The sequence below is a fragment of the Pelagibaculum spongiae genome, from assembly GCF_003097315.1.
In the GTDB taxonomy this organism is placed as follows: Bacteria; Pseudomonadota; Gammaproteobacteria; order Enterobacterales; family Pelagibaculaceae; genus Pelagibaculum; species Pelagibaculum spongiae.
Window position 1 is genome coordinate 579,101 of the sequence record NZ_QDDL01000001.1, and the last position, 22,254, is coordinate 601,354.

The 22,254-nt window shown below is 44.8% G+C and carries 21 protein-coding genes; 11 read left to right on the top strand and 10 right to left on the bottom strand.

The annotated features are described in order from the left end of the window. Positions 1 to 100: 100 nt before the first annotated feature. The 7 genes from DC094_RS02555 to yjgA all read left to right on the top strand — a co-directional run bounded on the left by DC094_RS02555 (position 101) and on the right by yjgA (position 5,729). Complete coding sequence (locus DC094_RS02555; protein WP_116685511.1) at positions 101 to 1,609, top strand: RNA polymerase factor sigma-54; 1,509 nt, start codon at positions 101 to 103, stop codon at positions 1,607 to 1,609. 15 nt (positions 1,610 to 1,624) lie between these two features. Then, positions 1,625 to 1,930 (top strand): ribosome hibernation-promoting factor, HPF/YfiA family, encoded by a 306-nt coding sequence (gene hpf / locus DC094_RS02560; RefSeq protein WP_116685512.1) that lies wholly within the window; start codon positions 1,625 to 1,627, stop codon positions 1,928 to 1,930. A 20-nt stretch (positions 1,931 to 1,950) separates the two neighbouring features. Further along, positions 1,951 to 2,421, top strand: a complete 471-nt coding sequence (ptsN, locus tag DC094_RS02565) for a PTS IIA-like nitrogen regulatory protein PtsN (protein ID WP_116685513.1) — start codon at positions 1,951 to 1,953, stop codon at positions 2,419 to 2,421. Beyond that, on the top strand, positions 2,418 to 3,275 hold the full coding sequence (gene rapZ / locus DC094_RS02570) for an RNase adapter RapZ (RefSeq protein ID WP_116685514.1): 858 nt from the start codon (positions 2,418 to 2,420) through the stop codon (positions 3,273 to 3,275). Before ptsN ends, rapZ begins: the two co-directional genes overlap by 4 nt. Before the next feature lie 23 nt (positions 3,276 to 3,298). Continuing rightward, on the top strand, positions 3,299 to 3,562 hold the full coding sequence (locus DC094_RS02575; RefSeq protein ID WP_158527196.1) for an HPr family phosphocarrier protein: 264 nt from the start codon (positions 3,299 to 3,301) through the stop codon (positions 3,560 to 3,562). Positions 3,563 to 3,781: 219 nt separating this feature from the next. Continuing rightward, the gene (gene mgtE / locus DC094_RS02580) at positions 3,782 to 5,140 is read left to right on the top strand and encodes a magnesium transporter (RefSeq protein ID WP_116685516.1); all 1,359 of its coding nucleotides are present in this window, start codon (positions 3,782 to 3,784) and stop codon (positions 5,138 to 5,140) included. A 37-nt stretch (positions 5,141 to 5,177) separates the two neighbouring features. Next, positions 5,178 to 5,729 carry a ribosome biogenesis factor YjgA gene (gene yjgA, locus DC094_RS02585; protein WP_116685517.1) on the top strand — a complete coding sequence of 184 codons (552 nt, stop codon included), beginning with the start codon at positions 5,178 to 5,180 and terminating at the stop codon, positions 5,727 to 5,729. A 59-nt stretch (positions 5,730 to 5,788) separates the two neighbouring features. Here yjgA and DC094_RS02590 read toward each other — a convergent pair whose 3' ends face one another. The 7 genes from DC094_RS02590 to DC094_RS02620 form a co-directional block, all read right to left on the bottom strand. Further along, on the bottom strand, positions 5,789 to 6,613 hold the full coding sequence (locus DC094_RS02590) for a carbon-nitrogen hydrolase family protein (RefSeq protein WP_116685518.1): 825 nt from the start codon (positions 6,611 to 6,613) through the stop codon (positions 5,789 to 5,791). After that, positions 6,613 to 10,608, bottom strand: coding sequence for a YhdP family phospholipid transporter (locus DC094_RS02595; protein WP_116685519.1), 3,996 nt, complete (start codon positions 10,606 to 10,608; stop codon positions 6,613 to 6,615). Before DC094_RS02595 ends, DC094_RS02590 begins: the two co-directional genes overlap by 1 nt. Before the next feature lie 12 nt (positions 10,609 to 10,620). After that, positions 10,621 to 12,096, bottom strand: a complete 1,476-nt coding sequence (gene rng / locus DC094_RS02600; protein WP_116685520.1) for a ribonuclease G — start codon at positions 12,094 to 12,096, stop codon at positions 10,621 to 10,623. 2 nt (positions 12,097 to 12,098) lie between these two features. Further along, the gene (locus tag DC094_RS02605; RefSeq protein WP_116685521.1) at positions 12,099 to 12,683 is read right to left on the bottom strand and encodes a Maf family protein; all 585 of its coding nucleotides are present in this window, start codon (positions 12,681 to 12,683) and stop codon (positions 12,099 to 12,101) included. Further along, the gene (gene mreD, locus DC094_RS02610) at positions 12,680 to 13,168 is read right to left on the bottom strand and encodes a rod shape-determining protein MreD (RefSeq protein ID WP_116685522.1); all 489 of its coding nucleotides are present in this window, start codon (positions 13,166 to 13,168) and stop codon (positions 12,680 to 12,682) included. The genes DC094_RS02605 and mreD overlap by 4 nt, the downstream gene beginning before the upstream one ends. Then, complete coding sequence (gene mreC / locus DC094_RS02615) at positions 13,158 to 14,057, bottom strand: rod shape-determining protein MreC (RefSeq protein WP_255420860.1); 900 nt, start codon at positions 14,055 to 14,057, stop codon at positions 13,158 to 13,160. Before mreC ends, mreD begins: the two co-directional genes overlap by 11 nt. Positions 14,058 to 14,140: 83 nt before the next feature. Then, positions 14,141 to 15,178, bottom strand: a complete 1,038-nt coding sequence (locus tag DC094_RS02620) for a rod shape-determining protein (RefSeq protein WP_116685524.1) — start codon at positions 15,176 to 15,178, stop codon at positions 14,141 to 14,143. A 553-nt stretch (positions 15,179 to 15,731) separates the two neighbouring features. Between DC094_RS02620 and DC094_RS02625 the strand changes: the two genes are divergently transcribed. The 4 genes from DC094_RS02625 to gatB all read left to right on the top strand — a co-directional run bounded on the left by DC094_RS02625 (position 15,732) and on the right by gatB (position 19,602). Beyond that, complete coding sequence (locus DC094_RS02625; RefSeq protein WP_133245447.1) at positions 15,732 to 15,926, top strand: hypothetical protein; 195 nt, start codon at positions 15,732 to 15,734, stop codon at positions 15,924 to 15,926. 464 nt (positions 15,927 to 16,390) lie between these two features. Beyond that, positions 16,391 to 16,678: an Asp-tRNA(Asn)/Glu-tRNA(Gln) amidotransferase subunit GatC gene (gene gatC, locus DC094_RS02630; protein ID WP_116685526.1), complete on the top strand. Its 288-nt coding sequence runs from the start codon at positions 16,391 to 16,393 to the stop codon at positions 16,676 to 16,678. A 9-nt stretch (positions 16,679 to 16,687) separates the two neighbouring features. Continuing rightward, a complete protein-coding gene (gene gatA / locus DC094_RS02635) occupies positions 16,688 to 18,151 on the top strand; it encodes an Asp-tRNA(Asn)/Glu-tRNA(Gln) amidotransferase subunit GatA (protein WP_116685527.1) in 1,464 nt (487 codons plus the stop codon). Beyond that, positions 18,151 to 19,602 carry an Asp-tRNA(Asn)/Glu-tRNA(Gln) amidotransferase subunit GatB gene (gene gatB / locus DC094_RS02640; protein ID WP_116685528.1) on the top strand — a complete coding sequence of 484 codons (1,452 nt, stop codon included), beginning with the start codon at positions 18,151 to 18,153 and terminating at the stop codon, positions 19,600 to 19,602. Before gatA ends, gatB begins: the two co-directional genes overlap by 1 nt. 64 nt (positions 19,603 to 19,666) lie before the next feature. On the opposite strand, the gene DC094_RS02645 is transcribed toward gatB, so the two are convergent. The 3 genes from DC094_RS02645 to DC094_RS02655 all read right to left on the bottom strand — a co-directional run bounded on the left by DC094_RS02645 (position 19,667) and on the right by DC094_RS02655 (position 22,209). Further along, a complete protein-coding gene (locus tag DC094_RS02645; RefSeq protein ID WP_116685529.1) occupies positions 19,667 to 20,200 on the bottom strand; it encodes a hypothetical protein in 534 nt (177 codons plus the stop codon). Between the two features lie 60 nt (positions 20,201 to 20,260). Next, a complete protein-coding gene (locus DC094_RS02650; RefSeq protein WP_116685530.1) occupies positions 20,261 to 21,502 on the bottom strand; it encodes an NADH:flavin oxidoreductase/NADH oxidase family protein in 1,242 nt (413 codons plus the stop codon). A gap of 101 nt (positions 21,503 to 21,603) precedes the next feature. Beyond that, entirely contained in the window at positions 21,604 to 22,209 is a 606-nt protein-coding gene (locus tag DC094_RS02655; protein WP_116685531.1) for a TetR/AcrR family transcriptional regulator, read from the bottom strand. Positions 22,210 to 22,254: the final 45 nt, after the last annotated feature.

Sequence of the window (22,254 nt, forward strand, 5' to 3'; positions counted from 1 at the left end):
ATATTTCAATGCCTGAATCATAAAAATGACTAACGTGCAAGCTTGCTGAAACGCACCGAAAAAGGTAACTTTCAGTCATTGCAGTTTATGCGGGATCAGCATGAAACCTATGCTACAACTTCGCGTCGGCCAAAGCCTCAATATGACGCCCCAGCTGCAGCAGGCGATTCGCCTTCTTCAGTTATCTTCACTCGACCTACAAAGTGAAATTCAGCAGAATCTCGACAGCAACCCAATGTTGGAGCTGACCGAAAATGATGCTGAACCATCGGTCAATGCTGAAGCAGACGCTGCCGAAACCGCGCAAAAAAATGAATCTGAGAGCGCCATTGATAACTCGGTTGATTTGAGCGCTGCCACAGAAATTCAACCAGATTTGCCGGTCGACACCCAATGGGATGATATCTACCAAAGCTCATCACCTTCTAGCTCTGGCCTTTCTCGCTCTTCCGCCCAAGACAATAGCGACTTTGAAAGCAATGCCGCTGCCGATGAAGATCTACAAAAACATTTGTCATGGCAAAGTTCGGTCGCCCATTTCAATCCTAAAGATGAATTGATTGCCGAAGCAATCATTGAGTCAATTGATGAGCAAGGTTATCTGCAGACCAGCTGCCAAGAGATTCTCGATACGGTCAATCAACAATTGAAAGAGCTGCTCCCTGCAGATGAATTAGAATTGCTGAACTTGGATGAGATTGAAGTGATTCGCCATCGTATCCAACAATTTGATCCGATTGGCTGTGCTTCTATCGATTTGCGCGATTGCTTGATGGTCCAGTTAAAACGGCTCGATTCAACTATCCCTTCACGCGCCGATGCGATCAATATTGTTGACCGCTACATGAAATTACTCGGCAGCCGGGATTATCGTCAATTAATGCGGCTAGCTCGTATCAAAGAGCCACAACTCAAACTGGCGTTGGAATTAATTCAAGGGTTAGACCCAAGACCGGGTGGCAATATCGCGACGAATAACACCAGCTATGTGGTGCCTGATGTTTTTGTCAGCAAGTGCAATAACCGCTGGATGGTAGAATTAAATCCGGATACGGCACCAAAAATTCGAATCAACGATGGCTATGCCTCTTTGATTCGTCGCGCCGATAACAGCCGCGACAATTCATTTTTAAAAGATAATTTACAAGAAGCCCGCTGGTTCTTAAAAAGCCTTGAAAGCCGCAATGAGACACTACTCAAAGTGGCTACCGACATTGTTCAACACCAACAAGGTTTTCTAGAATATGGCGATGAAGCAATGAAACCATTAGTGTTGCACGACATCGCAGAATCGGTAGGAATGCATGAATCAACCATCTCTCGAGTCACTACTCAAAAATTTATGCATACCCCTCGCGGGATTTACGAACTAAAATATTTCTTCTCAAGCCATGTTAATACCACCAGTGGTGGCGAGTGCTCTTCTACTGCGATTCGTGCCTTGATTAAAAAGCTGGTTGCTGCAGAAGATGCCAAAAAACCACTGAGCGATAACAAAATTGCCGAGCTATTAAAAGAACAAGGTATCAAAGTTGCCCGACGCACTATCGCTAAATATCGGGAATCTTTATCGATACCACCCTCCAATGAAAGAAAACAATTAATCTGAACAGGAGCAGAAGCTATGCAACTGAACATCACAGGGCACCATTTGGAAGTTACTCCCGCGTTGCGCGAACACATTGAGGAAAAACTTGATAGAATCCGCCGCCACGGATCCAAGATCAGTAACACACATGTTGTCTTGAACGTTGAAAAAGGTCGCCATACGGCTGAAATTCAAATGAACGTAGAAGGCGCTCAACTAGTTGCCAACTGCGAATCAGATGACATGTACCGTGCGATAGATTCGATGACCGATAAGCTTGATCGTCAGATAATCAAGCATAAGGAAAAACACTTACAACATAATCATGGGCAGGGGCATTAAGGCCTCTGACACTGGAAGCAATGCAGTTAATTGATATTCTGACGCCTCAGCGTACTCGTTGTGGCGTAACAGGGGTTAGCAAGAAGCGAGTACTTCACTTAGTGAGTGAAGTACTCGCCGAAACACGCCCTGAAATTGATGCTTTAAATGTTTTTGATCATCTAACCAAACGTGAAAAACTTTCTAGTACTGGGTTAGGAAATGGCGTTGCTATTCCCCACGGCCGTTGTGATTGTATTGAAGACATTTTGGCTGTGCTGATCAAAACCGATGATCCAATCGATTTTGACAGTCCAGACAGAAAACCGGTTGATCTAATATTTGCTTTGCTAGTGCCAACACAAGCCTGTGATGAACATTTGCAAGCCTTATCAGCATTAGCCCAGTTACTTGATAGCGAACAAACCCGACAAAAACTGCGTGCCGCCAGTGATTCAAAAGAACTCTATCGGCTGGTATGCGAACTGGACCAACCGAGAGCGAGTGCATGAGTCAATTGCTGATAGTCAGTGGCAGATCTGGATCCGGCAAAAGTATTGCTTTATCGATCCTTGAAGATCTCGATTATTACTGTGTCGATAATCTTCCTCTGGCACTGGTTCCTCAGCTGACTCAACTCATTGAACAGCAGCATAGCTATTCAAAAATTGCCCTTGGTATCGATAGCCGAAATCTGGCTGAAGATTTTTCTTGCTACCAACAATTGCTGGAGAATTTACAAAGCCAAGGTACCGAATGCAGCACTTTGTTCTTGGACGCAGAAGACGCCGTTTTACTAAAACGCTTTAGTGAAACCCGTCGTAAGCATCCAATGTCGAGCGAACAAATATCTCTAACCGAAGCAATCAATCTGGAGCGACCGCGGTTAGAGCCTATTGCCGCCAGCGCCAGTTTTCGTATTGATACCAGCCACCAAAGCATCCATCAGCTGCGCAGTGAAATTAAAAAAAGATTAGCTGATACGGGTGGTGAAACTATGGTGCAATTCTTATCTTTTGGATTTAAAAAAGGCTTGCCTAGCGATGCCGATTTTGTATTCGATATGCGCAGCCTGCCAAACCCACATTGGGTACCAGAATTGCGGCCACTCACCGGACTAGATGAACCGGTAGCTAATTACTTATCCAGTCAGCCAGAGGTTCAGCAGATGCTGAATGACCTGCGCAATGTACTTAAAAACTGGATCCCATCGACCGTTGCTAGCAACCGCAGCTATTTAACCATTGCTATAGGTTGTACTGGCGGACAGCATCGTTCGGTGTTTATCGCCCAAACACTCGGCAAGGAATTCGCCGACTTGCAACATTGCAAGGTCATGATTCGACACAGGGAACAAAATCCATGAACAGCCTAACCAGCAGCATATCTGTGGCACTTTGTAATCGTAAAGGTCTCCACACTCGAGCAGCCGGCAAACTAGTGGCCGTTGCCAGTCAGTATGATTCATCACTCAAAGTAAACTTTAACGGCCGCTCCGCCGATGGCCATAGCATCATCAACCTGCTCACTCTCGGCGCGCCGGTAAACTCAGTATTAGAGTTGGTTGCTTGCGGTGATGACGCTGAACCTCTGCTAAAAGCAATTCATCAGTTAATTGCCTCTGGCTTTGACGAGCAGGAAGAAACCTCTTAAAGCAGCATCCAGAGCTTTCGAATCCTCAACGGATGCTCTATCATTACGCCGCGCGAGCTTGACGCAGTAAACCGCATTATAAGTCAGCGTTTCGGGGCTTTGCCAAGGTATTAAATACACCCATTGGCATGACCAACCTGGATCAATATCCAGGATCCCCGATCATCTTGCCCTAGTCACAAATCGGCCTTACCAGAGCCAGCATCCGGGGGATTAACTGTGCCGGAAAGCATCGAAAAGCAGGATCTACAGCTTCAACTTCAGGCAGTACATGAAGCCCTGGATTCGGGCGCGGCTAACCATGCCCGTCAGTTGCTCGCTGGTCTGGACAGTAGCGAAGTTGCCCACCTACTGGAATCTATGCCAGGCAAACCCCGCAAAGTTTTATGGGAATTGCTCAGCGAAGACTTCCAGGGTGATGTACTGCAATACCTGGGCGATGAAGTTCGACAAAGCTTCCTCAGCCGAATGCAGCCAGATGAAGTCGCTGCGGTTATCGAAGGCCTGGAAACTGATGACATTGCAGACATCCTGCAAGAATTACCGGATCAGGTTTTCCAACAAGTTTTGCTGTCAATGGACGAGCAAAATCGCCAGCGACTGCAAACGGTATTGTCTTTCCCGGAAGATACTGCCGGTGGTTTGATGAACACCGACACCATCACAGTACGTCCAGATGTAACATTGGAAGTAGTACTGCGGTATTTGCGTCTGCGCGGTGAACTACCCGAAGCCACCGATAGTTTATTTGTGGTTGATAGCAGCGATCGTTTTGTAGGTGTTTTGCCTTTAGCGAATGTATTAACTCGCCACCAAGATGATTTAGTACGCAGTGCAATGCGCGACGATATCGAAGCGATTCCAGCCGATACTGACGCACAAGAAGTTGCCACATTATTCGAACGCCGAGATTTAATCTCAGCGGCGGTTATCGACGATGAAGATCGACTACTCGGTCGTATCACCATCGATGACGTAGTTGACGTTATTCGAGACGAAGCCGAACACTCACTGCTAAGTAGTGCAGGTCTTGATGAAGATGAAGATACTTTTGCTCCTGTCGGTAGCTCAGCACGCCGCCGAGCACTTTGGCTAGGAGTAAACCTGCTGACGGCATTAATGGCTTCAGCAGTAATTAAAATTTTTGAACCGACAATTCAGGCAGTTGCTGGATTGGCGGTTTTAATGCCGATTATCGCCAGCATGGGCGGCATCGCAGGCAGCCAAACCTTAACCTTGGTAGTGCGCGGTATGGCACTCGGTCGAATTGGTGATTCCAACGCTCGTTGGATGCTCGGCAAAGAAATGGCAGTCGGTGCCTTGAATGGATTATTATGGGCGCTGGTGGTTGGCGGCGTTGCAGCCTTTTGGTACGACGACTACGCCTTAGGTGGCGTAATGGCAATGGCAATGCTAATCAATTTATCGATTGCAGCTGCCGCCGGCGTTTTATTACCGATCGCAATGGAAAAAGCAAATATCGACCCAGCTTTGGCTGGCTCTATGGCATTAACCACTGTGACAGATGTAGTAGGTTTCTTCTCCTTCCTTGGACTAGCCACCCTGCTACTTATTTAATTTTCATTTTATATTTTCAGTTTAAGTTGTGAGAGATATGCAAGATTTTGAAGATCTGAACCCGGTACAGCCGGAAGATGATAGTGAGCGGGTTTCTAAAACCCGAGTCAAGCAGGAGATGAAAGATCTTCAACAGCTAGGTAAAGAATTGGCTGCTTTGCCAAAGGCCAGCTGGAAACGTTTGCCTCTGGAAGATACCGTTTTAAAGGCATTGAGTGATAGCTTGAACATTACTGCCAATATCGCTAAAAAGCGGCATTTCCAGTATCTCGGCAGATTGCTTAGCAAATATGACTTTGATGAAATCAAAAGCACCATGATTCGTCTCAAGGCCGGCCAGCTTAGCAAACCAAAAAAACCAGTTGTACCACCGACCAAAGCAGAGTTGTGGGTTGAGCGTTTGCTTACTGATAGCAAGCAAGCATTAACTGAATTGTTGAACGAATATCCGCACGCGGATCGTCAAAGAATCAACCAATTATTGCGTAATGCGGCAAAAGAAATGAAGCCGACAGAAGAAGGTCAAATACCAAAACCTGGCAAACAGGTTACCGCCTTAAAGCAGGCAATTTCGAAGTTGGTGAAATAATTACTTTTGCCGCAACTTCTCTGTGTTGCGGCAAAATATTAAAGCAAGCAAACTGTTTTTTAGAGCTTACAATGCTGCAATACAGGAAAAACTTTCTGATATTGTTTTCTAACGGATAAATCCAGCTCGGCAATCACTAAACCTTCACCTTTAGCCTGCTGATTTAAAATTTTGCCATCATAGTCAATCACCATCGATTGCCCCCAGGTTTCTCGGCCATCCGCATGCACGCCGGCCTGCCCGGCTGCCAATACAAAACACTGGTTTTCAACCGCTCTAGCCTGCAGCAATAATTGCCAATGTTTCTTGCCAGTCACCTGAGTAAATGCCGCCGCATTCACCATCAAGAAACAGCCTTGAGCGGCCATTTGTCGATACAATTCAGGAAAGCGCAAGTCATAACAAATGGATAACCCGACTTTCCCCCATGGAGTTTCTACCACTACTGCTTCAGGTTCGCCCGGATAAATATAACCAGATTCTCGATATTGCTCACCACCCGCTTCAACATCAAACAAATGGATTTTGTTATATTGCTTGACTAGCCGACCTGAATTTGAAATCACCTGCATCGCAGCATAATGTCGATTATTTTCTGGACTAGAAATTGGCATGCTGCCTGCAATAATCCATAGATTATATTTCTTTGCCGCTTCTTTTAACCAAGCTTGAATTAACTGCTGGCTTTGTTGCGCATGCTGCAATCTTTGACCAGCAGAAGACGCCATTAATGAAAAATTCTCTGGCAATAAAACCAACTGGATTTCTTGTTGCTGAGCTTTTTCTAATAAGACTTCGACGCTTTTCTGATTGTCCTGCCAATTATCACTGGAAACCATCTGCAGCGCAGCCACTTTCAATATGGATTTGTTTTCTAAATCCATTATTTTGCCTGCCCTGCAGGAACAGACGCTTTCTCTGAAGATATTGGATCTAATTGCGGATCATCCCAACTACCATGTAATCGGTAATCAAACTCGCTGACTTTTTCTAACGGCTTATCTAATAGCCGATTACCAAACCATAAATACAAACCTACGGCGGGGTTTACAGCGAGTGCTGCAATAAAAGCCAGTGAATTACCTACAGGTGGGATAACTCGAATAACCTGTTCATAATCCCTCGCAAAAAGGCCTGTTCGACCTGACAAGCGAACTTTAGCAACTGGGCCGTCAATTACCGTGTTATTTGTATAAGCATTACCATGATCAATATTGAAATCACCATCTAATCGATCAAAACTAAAGCCATCTTTATATAAATCGGTAAAGTCAAAACGCAGCCGCCTCAACAATGCTTTTAAGTTAATTAAGCTGACTAACCGCCCTGCCGTTTGAACATTGGTAATATCTAACAAACGCCCTTTAGTTACATTAAAGCGTAGGCTACCGTTCAATCTAGAATAATCAAATTGCCACGGAGAACCACGCCAACTTAGTAAAAGATGTCCTTGGCCAGAAGCAGCGGCCAATGTTTTTGAAACACCCAAGTCTGCCAATGCTTCGCCAGTATTTTCACTAGTCAGCTGGAAATCCAATTGAGTTTTACTTAAACGAATATGGTTTTGGCGATCTGAACCCGCCCCCCAACTAGCAAAACCAGTTATATTTAAATTAGCAGCATTTACTATTAAATCTTGCAGCTGATTACCACCATGTTCTGCCAATAAGTTAAAACTCACTTTACCCAAGTTTTTTTGTTCAAATTGCAAATCATCACTGGAAAACTTCATTGCAGGTAAAGATCCCACTTCGATGTCATCAAACCAGCGCGTTGGTTTTTCGCTATTTGCCAGAGTGACTTGCGAGCCGACTTCAGCCTGGGACTGCTCTAATTCAGTTAGCAAATGTAATTTTTCTAAATCAACCTGATAAGACAACATCGGCTGCTTAGTTACGGTGCCTATGATTTGATCGCTCGCAAGCTCTAACGCCCAACTATATGGCGTTCCCGACAAATCCCCCTTAGCATTGGTAATGATTTGATCTGCAATTATTGCCGAAGCAACCTCAAACTCAAGGTTAGAAAAAACATCTAATGCTGCACTAGAAATTTGTTCAACTTGCTCATCTATCGCAATTCTTTCGGCTACTTGATTAGCAGCTGATTGAGCAACTGTTTCAATTATACTAGGCTCGAAAGCAGTTAAATTTTTAGATTTTTTTTCAGGTTTTTGATCTGAAAATAGCCACACAAGATTGTCTGCCAATTCTACAATATCTAGCGATTCAGCTTTTAATTTTAACTGGAGCTGATTTTTCGGGTAGTAGCTTTTATCCAATGGAATATCACCTAAAACTAAAACCCCTTCTTGTTTTAATTCGCCTTTTCGCCAAATCATTTTCAATCTATCTTGTAGCTCAACCTCAGCCTTGAGCAATTCAGGATAATAGCGAACCTTTAGTGCTGCTGTTTGATTTTTTTCTTTATAGAAAGGTGTAATAAACGGCAGTACTACCCCTTTCATGTCAGAATAAATATCTAATCGCTGTTTTTCAGTGTCTATTAAATAGCTCGCAGTAAAATTAGTTTTTCCCGGTATTTTTCCAAGAAATTCTAGGTCAGGCACTAGTATTGGCAGGTTTGCCATAGCCATTGAAGATTCTAGCAGTATTTGAGCCGCATTATCTCGATAATCAATTGTCACTTCTGCTGGCTGATCAAAAAATATGCCTTGCAAGCCCGTCGCGTTAAAATCCTTTTCACTAAACCTCATTTGACCACTAACATCGGTTAAACTAATCGGCTGATCAACCACACTGAAACGACCCTCAGTGACGTCAATATCACCCACAACAGTGGTATCTCCACCATCTTCCAAACCAACCGTTAACCCTAATGCTAATGACAATTTTCCATCTAGCTCTAGCGCATCAAATACTTCACCGAGAATATTATTTAACGGAGAAGTGCGAATATACTTTACCCCGGCCTTAACTGGCCCTTTAACATCGGCCGTAACATGTAGCTGTAAATCTGGCTCTGAAAAATTATTAATCCAGACCCTTCCGGCATCCGCTTGGGCACCAGCATCTAGCCTTGCATGGGTTGCAGTAATATCCATGCCATTACCACGAAACACTAATTCAGTAACGACATCATGCAAAGCTGGCCACTCTGGCAAAAACTGAAACTCTCCATCAGTCGCATCAACTCTGACCTCGAACAAACCATCCGGCTGCTGATGCCATGGAAAATTTGCTAACTGCCCTTGAACTATCACACCACCTTCAGCTTTACCGTCAAGAATGCTTCGATCTAACCAACGAACTAGACCTCGCCCCATAATGCCCGACGGTAAATACAAACCAACTTGATTTGCTCGTGCTTGGTGCAAACTAAACAACCAAGATGACCATAATGGCCGCTCTGGTGAATCTTTTAAATAGACTTCACCCGTTACTCTGGCATGGGGGGTTTGTATATCTAGCCCCTTGCCTTTTAACAGCCAGCCATTTTCTGTCGGTTGCCATGCAAACATGCCTTTGGCGTATTCCATGGGTAAAGGCCAGCGAAATAATTCGTCAGTCAAAAGACTCATTTTCTGACTATTTAGCTCAAGCAACACCCCCGATTTGGCCGCTGCAAATGTTCCAGAAAGATTTTCTACGCCAGGAATACCACCTACTGAACGCACAGAAATACCATCTAATTCAACTGCAGATAGCATTTCTCCTTCCGGGCTAACACTAAATTGTAACTGGCGAATTTTTCCCTTAGGAAAACCTTCATCCAGCCAGTTTTTTGCAGCTGCAGGAAGCCCCGGCACTCGAGAGAAAATCTCAAATCCATCTAACTTAGCTTGCTGCAAAGATGCTTGAATTTGCCCTTGTTGCGTTAAATCGATAGATAAATTTACTAGTTCGCCTTGATGCATCTCATCTGACCAGCGAAACAAAGGAACCCGCACCATTAACTGCTGACCGTCTAACATTAACTCTAAACGCGCTTGAAGCTGCTGCAGCAAAAGGGCACTAGATCCATCGGACATTGAAGGCGATTCTAATGAAAAGTCAGCAAGTAATGATGCTTTACCAGTTTGATTCCACTCAAACCAAACACCGTTATTTAATCGACCATCTAATTGATAAGACTGATCAAGAAACTGACTTAACTGGCGAGGAAGATGCTCAGGTAATTTAAAGTACCCCTGACCGCCCTGCTCATTTAATTCGAGCTGAGCTTGCCACTGGGCTCCAATCCAAGAACCTTGAAACAAGATTTGATATTTATCATTTTTAGCCGCAGCTGCATTGAAATATAATTCATCAAAAACAATCTCTTTTTGATTAATTAATTTCACTCGAATCCGAGCATCTGAAACATCTAATTCTTCAAGTTGACGAAGCTGTTGCAATTTTTGGAAATCTTTACCCGATAAACTAGCTAACTTCTGGACAATTTTTGATAACTGATTTTTATCTACGGGTTTTTCATCAGTAGTTACTGTGCTCGATACTGACTCAGGGCTACCGGTTAACTGAGTTTTCCCTAATAGTTGCCAACCTTGTTCGGTCTGCTCCACCAGAACATCTAGCCCATGCAAGCTAAAGCGAGTAAAGACCAACTCGCCTGTGGCAAGACTTTGAAACGGATCAAGCTCCAGCTCTAACCGATCAATTTTTAAATCGCCTAACTGAACATTTTCACTGATGACCCATGGCTTCCAGCCACGCCAATTAACACTCGAGCTGGAAAAAGAAAATTCAACTTCTGTTGCTTTTTTTACTGCCCACCCTAAAGCTTGCGAAGATTCCAATAGTGGTGATAACCCCAACCGAAATAATCCCAAACCAAGGGCAACAATTAAAAGCCAAACCAGCAGCAATCGTTCAAGTATTAATACAATCGCCCTTTTTTCGGCGACAGGCATATTCATTTAATTATTAACTCAACCAAGGGCGATGTCGTACTGGTCTTCCCGGAACAAGGGCTCTACCTGCAAACGAATCGGACTGCCAATAAAATCTTCCAGTTCCGCTAAACTCGCTGAATCTTCATCCAATAAGCGGTCAATCACAGATTGACTGGCTAATACCATATAACCATCAGCTTGATAGGCTCGAGCAGTTCGCAAAATTTCCCGCAAAATTTCAAAACATAATGTTTCAGGGGATTTAATCGATCCACGGCCTACACATAGCGGACAAGGCTCACATAGAAAATGCTCAAGACTTTCTCTAGTTCGCTTGCGGGTCATTTCAATCAAACCTAACGGCGAGACATCGCAAATACTAGTTTTTGTATGATCACGCTCTAACGCTTTTTCAAAGCTGCGAACTACCTGACGTTTATGGCCATTATCTTCCATATCGATGTAATCAATAATGATAATGCCGCCAAGATTTCTTAACCGCAATTGACGAGCGATCGCTTGAGTGGCTTCTAGGTTGGTTTTGAAAATGGTCTCTTCAAGGTTGCGATGACCAACAAAAGCACCGGTATTTACATCAACCGTTGTCATAGCTTCGGTCTGATCGATAATTAAATAACCACCAGACTTTAACGGTACCTTTCTTTCTAATGCGCGCTGGATTTCATCTTCTACGGAATAGAGATCAAAGATTGGTCGCTCACCAGGATAGTATTCCAGTTTTGCTGCTTGCTCTGGCAGAAACTCTTCTAAAAATGCTTTACCCTTTTCAAAATTTTCCCGCGAATCTACTTTTACTTTAGTGACATATGGAGTAATCAAATCACGCATTGCTTTTAAAGCTAAGGGGTGATCTTCATGAACTACTTGGCCGCGCGGAGTTCGATCAATTTTATAGCGAATGTTCTTCCATAACCGATGCAAAAACTGCAAATCTGCAGCTAAGGCTTCTTCATTAACGCCTTCAGCGGCAGTTCGGACAATGTAGCCATACTCTCGGTCTGGATCTCCGATTTCAACTGCTTTCTTTAACCGATCCCGCTCTTCTGGTGATTCAATTTTTTGCGATACCCCAATATGCTGGGTATATGGCATCAAAACTAAATAACTAGAAGGAATCGACAAATGAGTAGTTAAACGAGCGCCCTTACTGCCCAATGGATCTTTAGTGACTTGCACCAAAACATCCTGACCTTCATGGAGCAGTTTGGTAATAGATTCTGGTTCCTGATTCGCTAGCTCGCTATCTGGATCTTCATCACTGGAAGTCGGTATTAATCCAGACACGTGCAAAAACGCCGCGCGCTCTAAACCAATATCAATAAATGCAGCCTGCATCCCCGGTAAAACTCGAGAGACTTTTCCTTTATAAATATTACCGACCAAACCTTTACAATGCGCTCGCTCGAGAAAAACTTCTTGCAGCACACCATTTTCTACTAGCGCCACTCGAGTTTCCCTCGGGGTGACATTAATCAGAATTTCCCCGTGCATAACTACCCCACTTGGCAAATTTTAAATTCTTTTAGCAGATTACAGGTTTCAAATAGTGGTAAGCCCACTACACCGCTGTAACTACCTTCAATATGTTCAACAAATATCCCGCCCAATCCCTGAATACCATAACCACCGGCTTTATCGGCTGGCTCTCCGGTATTCCAGTAATATTCCATTTCGGCCTGGGTCAACACTTTAAAGCGCACTTTAGTCACGCTGATTTGGCTAAGCAGCTGCTGGCCATCGGTTAATGCAACGGCGGAAACCACTTGATGGTTTCGGCCAGATAAACCACGCCAGATAGAAAAAGCATCTTCACGGCCAATGGGCTTACCGAGGATTTTTCCATCTAAAATTACTGAAGTATCAGCAGCCAATACTGGCATTTTTATCTCAAGCTTTGGCAAAACTGCTTGAGCTTTTTCAATCGCCATTCTTAAAACATATTCTTCAGATGGCTCGCTTGGGCGGGGTGTTTCATCGATATCTGCAGCTAACTGGGCAAATTCCAATCCAATCGACTTTAAAAGCTCAACCCGTCTTGGGGAGCTGGATGCCAGACAAAAATCTGAAAGCTGATTCACTGGACTCGAAAACCCCTTCTAACTGCACGTAATAAAGTAAAAACAAATGGCCATAACATCGCGGAAACAGGCACGGCAGCCCAGTAAATTAACGGCCGTTGCTCACCGAGCAAAAGTACATTGCCATATAACAAAATCAGCCGATGTATACCGACCAACACCATCACTTGTAAAGCCTGTTGCCACCAATGCGCCAGTCGAATCCGCTGATGTAGCAAACTTGCCAGATAAGCAATAATCGACAACGAAAAGGCATGCAATCCAAGAGGGCTATTTAATAAAACATCTAACAATAGGCCAAAGCCCCACGCCCAGCCTACGCTAAACCGGTGTGGTAATGCCAACACCCAATACAGCAACACTAGCGCTACCCAGTCAGGCCTTAACCACATTAATGGCTGGGGCATCGGCAGGATGGCTAGAATCAAAGAAATGCTTAAGGTAAAAAACACAACCAATCGACCATTGCTCTTTTCAAGACTCATCAGCTGTCCCAGATGAATCTCGGTAACCTGGCCATACCAGCAATACTTCTCGACTACGGTTTAAATCTGCCTTTGGCGTTGCAACAATCTTGGCATAAGGCGACTCTGGTGAACTTGACACTTCCACCACTTCTGCCACCGGGTAGCCTACCGGGAAACGCTGGCCCAAACCGGAACTCACCAACAAGTCACCTTTTTTGATATCTGCAGTTTGTGGCACGTATTGCAGCAATAAATTACCAGCATCAGAACCTGCGGCAATGGCTCGCACACCATTTCGGTTCACCTGCACTGGCAGTGCATGGTTGGAGTCTGTTACCAGCAATGCCCGAGCAGTGTAAGCAGTAACTCTCACCACTTGCCCCATCACTCCGTAAGCATCCACAATCGGCTGGCCAAGATAGACGCCTTCGCTTTCACCCTTATTGATGGTTACTTCATGAATCAGCGGGTCTGGACTGATGGTAAGGATTTCAGCAACCAGCACTTTTTCACCCGCGCGCTGTGATGATTTAAGCAGTTGGCGTAGTCGAATATTTTCAGATTCTAGCGAGGCGATCTTTTGATTTTGCGTCCGTAAAATCAGTGCTTCTTCCCGAAGCCGTTCATTGGCAGACTGCAATTGATAGCGAGTTACAAATTTATCACTGGACCATTCATGAACTGTCGCAGGCAAAGCGACAAACTGCTCCAGAGGGGTTAATAGCAAACCGATACGGGCTCTTACCGGATCCAAATAGCCAAAATTACTGTCCAGCAGCATCATTCCAATTGCCAGCATCAGCAAAGCAATCAATCGCAGTAATAGTGCAGGACCTTCCGTGAATATCAGTTTGATGACTGAATACCTTAGTATTTTTAAATATCGCCATGCGCACTGCCACGACAAAAAAATTAATGATAATTACAACAAAGCCGCCACAATCATCTGAATTTTCATCCGATTGCGGCGGCTAGCTTTAGCAGCTGAAGTTATTCAGTTGCTAGAAGATCACCGCCGTTGGCATCCATAATTTCCAACGCACGACCACCACCACGAGCAACACAGGTCAGTGGATCTTCAGCAACAATTACTGGTAAGCCTGTTTCTTCTTGGATTAAGCGATCGATACCACGCATTAATGCGCCGCCACCGGTCAAAACAATACCGTTCTCAGCAATATCTGAAGCCAGCTCAGGCGGTGATTGCTCAAGCGCACGCTTGACTGCCTGAACAATACCTTGCAATGGCTCGGTTAAAGCTTCGAGAATTTCATTGGAATTCAAAGTGAAGCTTCTTGGTACGCCTTCTGCCAGATTTCGGCCACGCACTTCAATCTCAAGTACATCTTTACTTGGATAAGCATTACCAATTTCATGGTTGATTCGCTCGGCAGTCGCCTCACCAATCAAGCTGCCATAGTTACGACGCACATAAGAAATAATGGCCTCGTCAAACTTGTCACCACCAATTTTTACTGAATCGCCGTAGACCACACCTGAAAGTGAAATAATTGCGACTTCGGTAGTACCACCACCAATATCAACAACCATTGAGCCAGAGGCGTCTTCAACTGGCATTCCAGCACCAATTGCTGCAGCCATTGGTTCTTCAATCAGAAATACTTCCCGAGCACCGGCGCCATATGCTGATTCTTTGATGGCACGCTTTTCTACCTGAGTTGCCGCGCAAGGTACGCAGACTAGCACTCGAGGACTTGGGCGCAGGAAATTATTGGTATGCACTTTCTTGATAAATTCTTGCAGCATCTTCTCTGTAACGTAGAAGTCTGCAATCACACCATCTTTCATTGGGCGAATCGCGGTAATCTTACCTGGCGTTCTACCCAGCATTCTTTTCGCATCAGCACCTACGGCTGCAACGCGCTTCTCGCCTCGATCGGTCCTCACAGCTACGACGGAAGGCTCATCTAGTACTATGCCTTCGCCTCGAACGTAAATCAGTGTATTTGCTGTACCCAAATCGATAGAAAGGTCATTAGAAAAAAGACCGCGGAGATTCTTGAACATGTGACCTCAGTCCCTGCCATCCCTGGAAAAAGAAGGAGTATGGCGCATGGATCCATAGTGAAAGGTAAAAAACTGCCGTTAATGTAACAATAGGCCTCTAATCCGGCAAGCTAGCAATTTATTGTGCCAAGCGCTGCCTGAGCTAAATCAGGACAAACTATTGAGTTTGTCCGTGAGATCACATTCTAACTAGTATTAATAAGCATAATCGAATCAAAAACCTAAGCTAAAAATACATCAATTTGAAAAACCAACTTGAAATTTTATGCCATTGTTTCGATTATTTTGTTGTTGCATCAGCACCACTGAAAATACAACCCGCCAGTAGAACCCACCATCCGACTCTAATTTTGATCGGAATTTTAGCATCGATTCAGGATCTGGTGCTGGCTCACCTGCGCACAAGTCATTCTATGTCAACAGCACCCCGTCAAGCTCACAATAAATCACCCCCTTGACACTCGGTGGCGCCAGTCCATTCAACTTAACGTCGGTTGAATCAAGCTTACTCGAACACACTGCAAAATATGCTTCTGGCAACTACAGCCAAACCATGTCAGGAAGCTGGGGTGCTGAAGAAGCGTTACACCGCCAGCTATTAATGCAACAACAAGCTTCAATCCCGAGAATCGTACTACCTGCCCAACAAACTTCCTCCGGAGCAATTGAAATCTTCAAACAATGGATGCTATCTGGAAATTCAATAAAGTTTACTGTCACCACTGATGGTTTTTTTATCTTTAACTGAAGCTCGAACAAACAGACTAAAATTAGCGCGATACAGCCCTTCAGCGGCTTGTGAGCTTTCAGCTTAGAGCACTCGGTTTTTTGATCAGTTACCTGCTGGAAAAAATGCAATTTCGACACACTGCTATGCAGCTGCTGGACAAACTGTTATCGCCGCAGGGGTCGCACGCTGGAAAAATAAAACGCTGATTCTCAACAATACTACCGGCCATTATAAGTGCCCAGCCGAGACACTGCATATTGCAAAATTGTTTTGGCAAAAAGCGCTTGATCAGCTTGATTTACCTGAGTTTAGAACGCGACAAGTCTTACTATTTGATTTCCGAACACCACTAACGCCACTTCCGCAAGAAACCATCGTTTAAGACGATAAATCAAATAGCACACCGATATCACTTAACTCCTACCCCTGTCTTGCTTTAAACTATCCGGCTTTGATTTTTGATAACTTCAGGCAGGCATTACATGTCACTTGATCAATCTCAGGTGCAGGGGATCGCCCATCTGGCGCGCCTGGCCATTCGGGAAGATGCCATCGAAGGCTACACCCGCGACCTTGGCAACATCCTTGAACTGGTAGACCAGCTACAGCAAGCCGACACTGGTGATTTAGAACCTATGTCCAATCCGCATGATGCGGTGCAGTTACTGCGTAAAGACGAAGTCACCGAAGTGAATCGTCGTGAGCAATTACTCGCCGTTGCACCTGCTGTTGAGCAGGGATTGTTTTTGGTTCCACGAGTCGTCGAGTAAGAGGTCAGGATGTTTCAGAAATCATTGGCCGAATTGGCCAAAGGGTTAAAAGCCGGAGAATTTACTTCTCGCGAGCTAACTCAACATTATTTACAGCGCATCGAAGATCTTGATGAAGAGCTGAACAGTTTTATTACCGTATGCCCAGAATTAGCACTTGAGCAGGCCGACGCTGCTGATGCCGCTATCGCTGCTGGCACTTCAGGCCCATTAACTGGCTTGCCCATCGCGCATAAAGATTTGTTTTGCACCCAAGGCGTTAAAACCAGCTGTGCTTCCAAAATGCTCGATAACTTTATCGCCCCTTACGAATCTACCGTCACTGCTAACTTGCGCAGCGCTGGCATGGTCATGTTGGGTAAAACCAACATGGACGAATTCGCCATGGGTGGTTCCAACGAAAACAGTTTCTACGGCCCGGCACACAATCCATGGGACGTGAACTTGGTTCCTGGTGGATCTTCTGGTGGATCTGCCGTTGCAGTTGCGGCTCGCTTAGCTCCAGTGGCAACCGGTACAGATACCGGCGGCTCCATTCGCCAACCGGCAGCTTTCTGCGGCATTACCGGCATCAAGCCAACCTACGGTCGCGTTTCTCGCTGGGGTATGGTGGCATTTGCTTCCTCTTTAGATCAGGCTGGCCCTATGGCACAGACTGCTGAAGATTGCGCCATGGTGCTTAATGCAATGGCCGGTCACGACCATCGTGACTCCACTTGCATGGATCAGCCGGTTGATGACTACACCGCAAAACTAGGCAATTCAATTAAAGGGCTGAAAATCGGCCTGCCAAAAGAATATTTCGAAGGCCTGAGCGAAGCGATGTCTACTAAAGTTCGTGCCGCAGTTGCCGAACTTGAAAAACAAGGCGCCATCGTTAAGGAAATCAGCTTGCCAAATACCAAGCTGGCCATTCCTACCTATTACGTTTTGGCACCTGCAGAAGCTTCAACCAACCTGTCTCGATTTGACGGCGTTCGCTTTGGTTATCGCTGTGAAGACCCGGTCGATTTGGAAGACATGTACAAGCGTACTCGTGGCGAAGGCTTCGGTAAGGAAGTACAACGCCGAATCATGATCGGCACCTACGCACTATCTGCGGGTTACTATGATGCTTATTACAATAAAGCATTAAAAACTCGCCGCCTGCTAAGCAACGATTTTGCCCAAGCATTAAAAGAAGTCGACGTAATCGCTGGCCCAACCGCACCGACTGCCGCCTATGAAATTGGCACCCAGTCAAAAGATCCGGTCTCTATGTACTTGGCTGATATCTTTACACTGGGCGTTAACCTGGCTGGCTTGCCTGGTATTTCTGTACCTTGTGGATTTATCGATGAGATGCCAGTGGGCTTGCAATTAATTGGTCGCCACTTCGATGAAAGCACCCTATTAAATATTGGCCACCAATATCAGCAAACCACTGATTGGCACAAGCAATGCCCAGACATGGCTCAAGAGGAGAACAACTAATGCAATGGGAAGTTGTGATCGGCCTTGAAGTTCATGTTCAGCTTAATACCAAGTCAAAGATTTTTTCTGGTTCTTCGACTGCTTATGGTGCTGAGCCAAACACCCAAGCCTGTGAAGTTGATTTAGGCTTGCCAGGTGTTTTACCCGTTGTTAACAAAACAGCAGTAGAAAAAGCGGTGCGTTTTGCTTTGGCAATTGATGCCGAAATCGGCAAACGCAATGCATTTGACCGTAAAAACTATTTCTACCCAGATTCACCAAAAGGCTACCAAACCAGCCAGATGGACTTCCCAGTTGTTGGTATTGGTTTTATGGATATCGAACTGGAAAACGGTGAAACCAAACGCATTGGCGTTACCCGCGCACACTTAGAAGAAGATGCAGGTAAATCTCTGCATGAAGATTTCCAAGGCATGACCGGTATTGATTTAAACCGTGCCGGCACGCCATTACTGGAAATCGTATCTGACCCAGATCTTCGCAGCGCCAAAGAAGCGGTTGCCTACCTAAAGAAATTACACGCCCTAGTACGCTATTTAGAAATTTCTGACGGCAATATGGCCGAGGGTTCTTTCCGTTGCGATGCCAACGTATCGGTTCGCCCAGTAGGGCAAGAAGAATTTGGTACTCGCGCCGAAGTTAAAAACGTTAACTCTTTTAAATTTGTTGAAAAAGCAATTAACTTTGAAATTGATCGCCAGATCGAATTAATTGAAGACGGCGGCAGAGTGGTACAGGAAACGCGTCTTTATGATGCCGATAAAGACGAAACGCGTTCCATGCGCTCCAAAGAAGAAGCTAACGACTATCGTTACTTCCCTTGCCCTGACTTATTGCCGATTATCATCAGCGATGAGTGGATCGAACAAATTCGTTCTGAAATGCCTGAACTGCCAGAAGCCAAATGTCAGCGCTTCATCGACCAGTATGGCCTGAAAGCATATGACGCTAGCGTATTAACTTCATCCCGAGAAATGGCCGCTTATTTCGAGCAAGCGACCGAAATTTCTGGCGATGCCAAGCTAACCGCCAACTGGGTGATGGGTGAATTATCCGCCAAGCTGAACAAGGAATCGGTTGAGCTGGAAAACAGCCCGGTTACTGCAGAGCAGCTGGGTGGCATGGTCAAACGCATTGCAGATGACACTATTTCCGGAAAGATCGCCAAGAAAGTATTTGAAGCACTCTGGGAAGGAGTCGGTCAATTTACTACTGAATGGCACGCTGATGAAGTGATCGAAAAGCAGGGCCTGAAGCAGGTAACCGATACCGGTGCAATTGAAACATTAATTGACGGCGTTATCGCTCAATTCCCAGACCAATTAGCAGAATACCGCTCCGGCAAGGAAAAAGTATTTGGTTTCTTTGTTGGTCAGGCAATGAAAGCATCTAAAGGCCAGGCCAACCCAGGCCAGCTGACGCAGATGCTGAAAGCTAAGTTGAAAGGTTAATTGAATTTTCCGATCAGATCTTGAAAACTGAAAAAGCGCAGCATAAAAACTGCGCTTTTTTTATTTAGAAATGGGCCCTTAATGAGAGCTCTAAAATTTCAGTAATCTCCGACTCTACAGTAACCCCTACAAAGTCAAAGTTTTGTTTATCTTTGTCACCCGTTAAAAATCGGTACGTCAGATCCATAGACAACTTATCCGAAAAGCTATAGCCAGTCTTTACTCCAGCAGAAACACCTGAGTAGTCGACCTCAAGCCCTCTATACTCAGAGCTAAAAGACATATAACCAAGCACTCCTCCAACATAAGCATTCGAAGTTAAATAATGGTTATAAAAACCGTCTAGGTGATACCAATCATCTTCAGAATTTGGAATAACAACTTGCACACCAAATTGGCTGCTTCCTAATTTCTGACTTGCACCTAAAGTCAATGAAGCACCTGAGTCACTATCACTCAACGCTTCAGACCGAGACCCATTAGTGGCAAATGAATCTATTGAACGTGAAGCAAACCCAAGCCCGACCTCAAAACCACTTTCAGCATTTACCGAGGTCGCAAGAAACGCAGAGGATAACAACAATACTACTTTTTTCATTATATTCTCCCATTAAAAACGCTGCGATATTAGCAAAACATATCAAAGTATGGAAGAAAATTAAGCCCGACGCTTTTTAAATGCTTGCGCACCCATGCTTTTTAAAGTCATCCAAACAGTACTCCAGCCAGACAAGTCAGCTTTAGGATTGCCGCCTTTAGCCATTAAATGAATTTGCTGCTCATACCAAACAATATTTATCATAATCATCTTATCTACCAATTTAAAACCGGTAGTAGGCTCTTTAAAATTTGTTTTGTATTGGTCGTTAGCTATCGCTTTTTTTGGCAGATCTGGAATTAAAGTCAGTGGCCGGGCAATGCCCACCATATCGGTAGCACCCGATTGAATTGCATCGGTCATTGCCTGCGAGCTACGAAAGCCACCGGTAACTACTAATGGTGTTTTGACTAACTTGCGGACTTTTTCAGCATATTCCAGAAAATAAGCTTCTCTCTGAACGGTACTGGCTTTTGGTTTGTTCTTTTTAGAACCCATCATCGATGGATTTTCATAAGTGCCACCAGAGATTTCAATTAAATTGATTCCAGCTTCGGATAGAGCCTTTACCACTTGCATCGACTCTTCTTCGGTAAAACCACCTTTCATAAAGTCAGCAGAGTTTAATTTAATGCCGATTGGAAAGTCTTCACCCACTTTAGCTCGCATCGCTTTATAAACTTCTAATACAAAGCGCATACGATTTTCCATCGCCCCCCCCCAGCGATCGTCTCTCTGATTATGGCGTGATGATAAAAACTGACTGACCAAATAACCATGCGCACCGTGAATTTGTACCCCGGTAAAACCAGCTTCCTTTGCTAAAGCGGCCGAAGTAGCAAAAGATTGAATGACCGATTCCACTTCACTATCTAATAGTGCTCTTGGCGTGTTAAATACTTTTTCCAAACCACCGGTTAACGGAATTGCCGAAGGGGCAACTGGTTCAGGTGTTAAAAACGAAGGGATTTGTTTGCCGGGATGGTTTAATTGCGCCCATAAATGCGACCCGTTAGCGGTTGCTGCACTGGTCCATTTTTTAAAGGTTGATAAATCACTTTTCTGATCAAGCACCACATTCTTCGGTTCACCCAAAGCCGTTCGGTCAATCATAATATTGCCGGTAATATTTAACCCAACACCACCCTCGGCCCAACGACGGTAAACATCTGCCAACCCGGAACGTGGGTTATGATTTTTATCACCCAGCTGCTCACTCATTGCCGATTTAAAAAATCGATTATTGATTTCAGCGCCGTTGGCCAGCTTTAGTGGTGTAGCCAGAGTAATTGCTTGATTCATTTTATTCTCCCACCGGAATTTTTGAACTAGACCGGTCGTCTTTTAATTGATTTCAAAAAAAACCAAATGCAGTTACATCTGGCTCCAATATAAATTGTTTATCAAGCAGCCAGTGGCTTAAACAACCGATTCAGCGTCATATCCAATGATTGCAACAATGGCTCGGCAGAAGTCTCAAACTGCATTCGCAGCATTGCGCCTTCCCACTGGTTCCAGAATATATCGGTTAGTGTCACCGCTGATAGATCATCTCTCACTTCACCCGCCTGCTGCGCACGATCAATTACTGCTGAAAATCGCTGATGCCATTGCGAATACATTTTTTGCATGGCTTGGCGACACAATTCACTGGTGCCTCCGACCTCTCCAGCCAAGCTACCCATCAAGCAACCATGACCGCAACCTTGCTGCAATAAATGCTCAGCAAAAACCGTGTAGATCTGCTGAATCGTCTGCAGAGGTGTTAGGTTGGAATTCGCCACCATGCCATCAAAAATTTCCAGCAGATTCTGCATATAAAATTCGATCACTTCGGCAACAAAGGCTTCTTTGCTAGCGAAGTAGTTATAGAAAGACCCTTTAGGCACCTTGGCAGCATCGAGGATTTGCTTCAGCCCGGTACCGCTATAACCATGCTCAGCTAACAACTCAACCCCAAGCTGCAACAACGCTATTCGGGTATTTTCACTGCGTCTGGGTCTTGCCATTGCTTGAAAGCACCTGCTCAATAATAAGTGACCGATCGTCTTGGA

Excerpts from the sequence above, each read along its gene's own strand:
- DC094_RS02555 (WP_116685511.1), top strand. The coding sequence starts at position 101 with ATGAAACCTATGCTACAACTTCGCGTCGGCCAAAGCCTCAATATGACG.
- hpf (WP_116685512.1), top strand. The coding sequence starts at position 1,625 with ATGCAACTGAACATCACAGGGCACCATTTGGAAGTTACTCCCGCGTTG.
- ptsN (WP_116685513.1), top strand. The coding sequence starts at position 1,951 with ATGCAGTTAATTGATATTCTGACGCCTCAGCGTACTCGTTGTGGCGTA.
- rapZ (WP_116685514.1), top strand. The coding sequence starts at position 2,418 with ATGAGTCAATTGCTGATAGTCAGTGGCAGATCTGGATCCGGCAAAAGT.
- yjgA (WP_116685517.1), top strand. The coding sequence starts at position 5,178 with ATGCAAGATTTTGAAGATCTGAACCCGGTACAGCCGGAAGATGATAGT.
- DC094_RS02590 (WP_116685518.1), bottom strand. The coding sequence starts at position 6,613 with ATGGATTTAGAAAACAAATCCATATTGAAAGTGGCTGCGCTGCAGATG.
- DC094_RS02595 (WP_116685519.1), bottom strand. The coding sequence starts at position 10,608 with ATGAATATGCCTGTCGCCGAAAAAAGGGCGATTGTATTAATACTTGAA.
- rng (WP_116685520.1), bottom strand. The coding sequence starts at position 12,096 with ATGCACGGGGAAATTCTGATTAATGTCACCCCGAGGGAAACTCGAGTG.
- mreD (WP_116685522.1), bottom strand. The coding sequence starts at position 13,168 with ATGAGTCTTGAAAAGAGCAATGGTCGATTGGTTGTGTTTTTTACCTTA.
- DC094_RS02620 (WP_116685524.1), bottom strand. The coding sequence starts at position 15,178 with ATGTTCAAGAATCTCCGCGGTCTTTTTTCTAATGACCTTTCTATCGAT.
- DC094_RS02625 (WP_133245447.1), top strand. The coding sequence starts at position 15,732 with ATGTCAGGAAGCTGGGGTGCTGAAGAAGCGTTACACCGCCAGCTATTA.
- gatC (WP_116685526.1), top strand. The coding sequence starts at position 16,391 with ATGTCACTTGATCAATCTCAGGTGCAGGGGATCGCCCATCTGGCGCGC.
- gatA (WP_116685527.1), top strand. The coding sequence starts at position 16,688 with ATGTTTCAGAAATCATTGGCCGAATTGGCCAAAGGGTTAAAAGCCGGA.
- gatB (WP_116685528.1), top strand. The coding sequence starts at position 18,151 with ATGCAATGGGAAGTTGTGATCGGCCTTGAAGTTCATGTTCAGCTTAAT.
- DC094_RS02645 (WP_116685529.1), bottom strand. The coding sequence starts at position 20,200 with ATGAAAAAAGTAGTATTGTTGTTATCCTCTGCGTTTCTTGCGACCTCG.
- DC094_RS02650 (WP_116685530.1), bottom strand. The coding sequence starts at position 21,502 with ATGAATCAAGCAATTACTCTGGCTACACCACTAAAGCTGGCCAACGGC.
- DC094_RS02655 (WP_116685531.1), bottom strand. The coding sequence starts at position 22,209 with ATGGCAAGACCCAGACGCAGTGAAAATACCCGAATAGCGTTGTTGCAG.